Source organism: Bacillota bacterium (assembly GCA_024655925.1).
In the GTDB taxonomy this organism is placed as follows: domain Bacteria; phylum Bacillota; class DTU025; order DTU025; family JANLFS01; genus JANLFS01.
Window position 1 is genome coordinate 1,162 of record JANLFS010000147.1, and the last position, 3,940, is coordinate 5,101.

The window sequence follows — 3,940 nt, forward strand, 5'->3', positions numbered from 1 at the left end:
AGCGGACAGCATCTGGGGTGCCATAATCGGTGGCTGCATCATCGGGATCACCGAGGCGCTTGCTGTAGGCTTCATATCCTCGCGTTTCAAGGACGTGATCTTGTTCTTCCTTATGACGCTGTTCTTGGTATGGAAGCCTGGAGGCCTCCTGTCCAGGAGAAACGGCGCGTGAGGAGGGAGAAGGACTGATGAGAATGCGTGCGAAACGGATAGTTCTAGGGGTTGCAGGGGTCTTGGTGCTCATTGCTGCGGTGCCCTTGGTCTACTCACAAGAGTACTTTCTTCACCTGTGCATAATGGCGATGATTTCGGCTATCGTGGCTGTGGGCTTGAGCCTTGTAAGCGGTTACACCGGCCAAATGTCACTCGGCCATGCGGGGCTCTATGCCGTCGGGGCGTACACGTCAGCTCTACTTACCACGAGGTTCGGTGTATCGTTCTGGGGAGCTGTTCCGGCAGTGCTGGTGGTGTCAGCGCTCGCCGGGGTTGTCATCGGAGCGCCCAGCATTCGGCTGAAGGCCGGTTACCTTACCATCTCGACGGTTGCCTTCGGCGAGATAGTACACCAAACCGCCAGAAATTGGGATAAGGTAACAAAAGGCCCAACCGGAATTGGCGCCATTCCATCCCCTGAACTCTTCGGGCTGGAAGTGATGACTCTCAGAGCGTGGTATTACTTTGCTTTCGTTTTCTTACTCATCGCTGTTTGGATCTCAGCGCGGATTGTCAATTCCCATATCGGGAGAGCTCTCAGAGCGATCCGCGAACACGAACCTGCGGCTCAGGTCATGGGGATCAACAGCAGTTACTACAAAGTGCTGGTTTTCGTGGTGAGCGCGGTGTTCGCAGGGATGGCAGGTGCCCTCTACGCGCACTTCATCACATTCATCGCCCCTGATAACTTCACGCTGAACGAGTCTATAGGATTCCTGGTCATGACGGTGGTAGGGGGCATAGGAGCCATATCTGGCGCCGTATTCGGGGCCTTTGTGGTCACAATCATTCCCGAATACTTGCGTGCGTTCGGCGATATCCGCCTGGTCCTCTACGGGCTTATCCTAGTGCTCTTTGTGTTGTTCATGCCGAAAGGCCTCGTGCCTTTCATTGCTGAGCACGTCAGACGATGGACCAGGAGGGCAACGCGTTCACAGGCCTCACGCGATACAGCGCCCCGGAGGTGAGTCGACATGCTGCTCGAGGTAAAGGAAGTAACTAAGCGATTCGGTGGGCTTGTGGCCGTAAACCAGGTCAGCTTCACTGTGGAACGCGGGCAAGTGTTCGCAGTCGTGGGACCGAATGGTTCGGGCAAGACTACGCTGTTTAACGTGATCTCCGGAGTCCTGCCCTGCAGCGGTGGGCACGTATTCCTGGAGGGAACCGAACTCACAGGAAGGCCTAGCTACGACATTGCCAAGCTGGGTGTGGGGCGGACCTTCCAGAATATATGTATCTTCCGAGAGTTATCGGTGGAAGAGAACGTTCTCGTGGGCCGTCACTGTAGGACAAAAGCGACATTCCTCAACTCCTTCTTCCGCCCTGCATGGGTCCGCGAGGAGGAGGCTGCGAACCGGGAGAAGGCCCTTGAGATGCTCGAACTCGTGGGACTCTATACAAGGCGTGATGAACTCGCAAAGAACCTAGCCTATGGCGAGCAGAAGCGCCTGGAAATTGCGCGGGCCATGGCTACTGACCCTCAAGTGCTCCTCCTGGATGAGCCTGCTGCAGGCCTGAACACAAACGAAGTGCGAACCCTGCACTCGCTCATCGAACGCATCATCGGACTGGGCATCACGATTCTTCTCATTGAACACAAGATGGACCTTGTGCTGCGAGTGTCCGACCGGCTTGTTGTGCTGAACTACGGTCGGAAAATAGCCGAAGGCCCCCCGGGCGAAGTGGCCAAAAACAAGGACGTGGTAGAAGCCTATTTGGGCAAGAGTGAGGTCAGTGCCTGAGCAGGCACGGCTGAACGTGTTTGTGAATGTATTCTCAGTAGCCGCAGGCGGTGAAGATGAATGTTGCAGGTTGATAAGGTCTGTGCCTACTACGGAGAGGGCCAAGTTCTCCATGATGTCAGCCTCAAGGTTGAGGCGAAAGAGATAGTGGCACTAATCGGCGCGAATGGCGCCGGGAAGACCACGACGCTCAAAACGATCATCGGGCTAGTTCCGCCTAGGAGAGGCACCGTTACGTTCATGGGTGAGAGAATCGACGGTCTCCCCACATACGAGATTGTGAAGAAAGGCGTTTCTCTCGTCCTCGAGGGACGCCGGGTTTTCCCTCAATTGACCGTGGCGGAGAATCTCGAGGTCGGGAGCTTCTGCAGACGGGACCGGCGCGAGGTAGCTGCTGATATCGAAGAGATGTACACACGGTTCCGTGTCCTTCGGGAGAGGCGAAACCAATACGCAGGCAGCCTGTCAGGGGGCGAGCAGCAGATGCTGGCCATTGCGCGCGCTCTTGTCAACAGGCCCAAGCTATTGCTCTTGGATGAACCTTCGATGGGACTCGCACCCATCATGGTCGAGCAGACGTTCGAAATCATAAAAGAGACCAACAAGCGGGGAGTCCCCATTCTCCTGGTGGAGCAGAACGCCAGAATGGCATTGGCCGTTGCACAGAGAGGGTACGTGATACAAAACGGCTCCATCATGTTGGAAGGGTCGGCCAGTAGCCTTGCTGGCAACGAGATGGTGAGGAAACTGTACCTCGGAGAGGTCACGCAAGAGTAGGAAAGGTGGGGGAGTTCAACCACTGTACGTGGTAGGAATCGAAGGCAGGCATGTAAGCCGCTTCTCAGAGCAGCATGCCGCTACACACGGGGGGACTCAATATGTCATATGACTGGGAGGCGGTTCGTCACGAGTTCCCTGTGGCCCAGGAACACGTGTACCTTAACCACGCGCAGATCGGGCCATTGCCTCAGTGTGTTACAGCACGACTCCGCGAATACGTGGATGACTGGTGTGCCCACGGGCGAGCATGTTATTCCAAGTGGGAGGGAGAGACCGAAAACACCAGGCAGAAGGTGGCAAAGCTCATTGGGGCGTCGCCTGACGAAATCGCCTTCACGGGAAGTACTACATCGGGAGTCCTTCTGATCTCCCACGCACTTGGCCTGCGGCCGGGCGACAATGTGTTAACGGCTGACCTGGAGCATCCCGCGAACGTCAGCGCGTGGCTCGCTCTGTCGAGGTCGGGGGTGGAGACGCGGTTCGTGAAGTCGACGCAGGGCCGGGTACTGGTTAGTCATGTGGAGGCGATGATGGACGAGGCCACGAGAGTGGTGGCCCTGAGCTTCGTCGAGTTTACCAATGGATACCGGAACGACCTCGTCACCTTGGGCCGCCTTTGCCGCGAGAGGGGCGTCCATTTCTTTGTCGATGCTATCCAGGGTATTGGAGCTCTTCGTTTCGACGTGGGTGAGTATTTTGTTGACTCTCTCTCCTGCGGGGGGTACAAGTGGCTGTTGGGGCCTTTAGGGACGGCATTTGTCTATGTCCGCCGTGATCTCATCAAGTCAATGATCCCTCCAGGCATATCGTGGAAGCACACAATGGCCTCCAATCGCCTAAGAGATGTGGTGATGAGGGACTCAGACTCAGGCGAATACGATCTGACTATCCCGGCCTTCGAGCACGAGTATGACCGGTACCAGGGTGCCGGAGACGCGCTCCTACCGTACTCTGCACGGCGGTTCGAGGAGGGAATGCCCAACCTCCCAGGGATGATCGGGCTCGGGGCGGCGCTCGATCTGATACAAAGAATAGGTGTGGATCGCATCGAGCAGCGGCTGTGTACGCTTACCGATCTGCTCTGTGACAAGCTCGAAGCCAAAGGGTACGTGGTCCTAAGTTCGCGTTCTGCTGGCGAGCGGTCACAGATTGTATCGTTCGGCCATGAAACGTACACCGGCGCCGAGCCTTTTGAAGAGCTCGGC

Annotated in this window: 4 protein-coding genes; all 4 read left to right on the forward strand. The window is 56.6% G+C overall.

What is annotated here, in order from left to right:
• The first annotated feature begins 188 nt into the window (after positions 1 to 188).
• A complete protein-coding gene (locus NUW23_14980; GenBank protein MCR4427464.1) occupies positions 189 to 1,181 on the forward strand; it encodes a branched-chain amino acid ABC transporter permease in 993 nt (330 codons plus the stop codon).
• Between the two features lie 6 nt (positions 1,182 to 1,187).
• Positions 1,188 to 1,955, forward strand: a complete 768-nt coding sequence (locus NUW23_14985; protein MCR4427465.1) for an ABC transporter ATP-binding protein — start codon at positions 1,188 to 1,190, stop codon at positions 1,953 to 1,955.
• 60 nt (positions 1,956 to 2,015) lie between these two features.
• On the forward strand, positions 2,016 to 2,732 hold the full coding sequence (locus NUW23_14990; protein MCR4427466.1) for an ABC transporter ATP-binding protein: 717 nt from the start codon (positions 2,016 to 2,018) through the stop codon (positions 2,730 to 2,732).
• A 101-nt stretch (positions 2,733 to 2,833) separates the two neighbouring features.
• The coding region (locus tag NUW23_14995) for an aminotransferase class V-fold PLP-dependent enzyme (GenBank protein MCR4427467.1) at positions 2,834 to 3,940 on the forward strand (1,107 nt) is incomplete at its 3' end.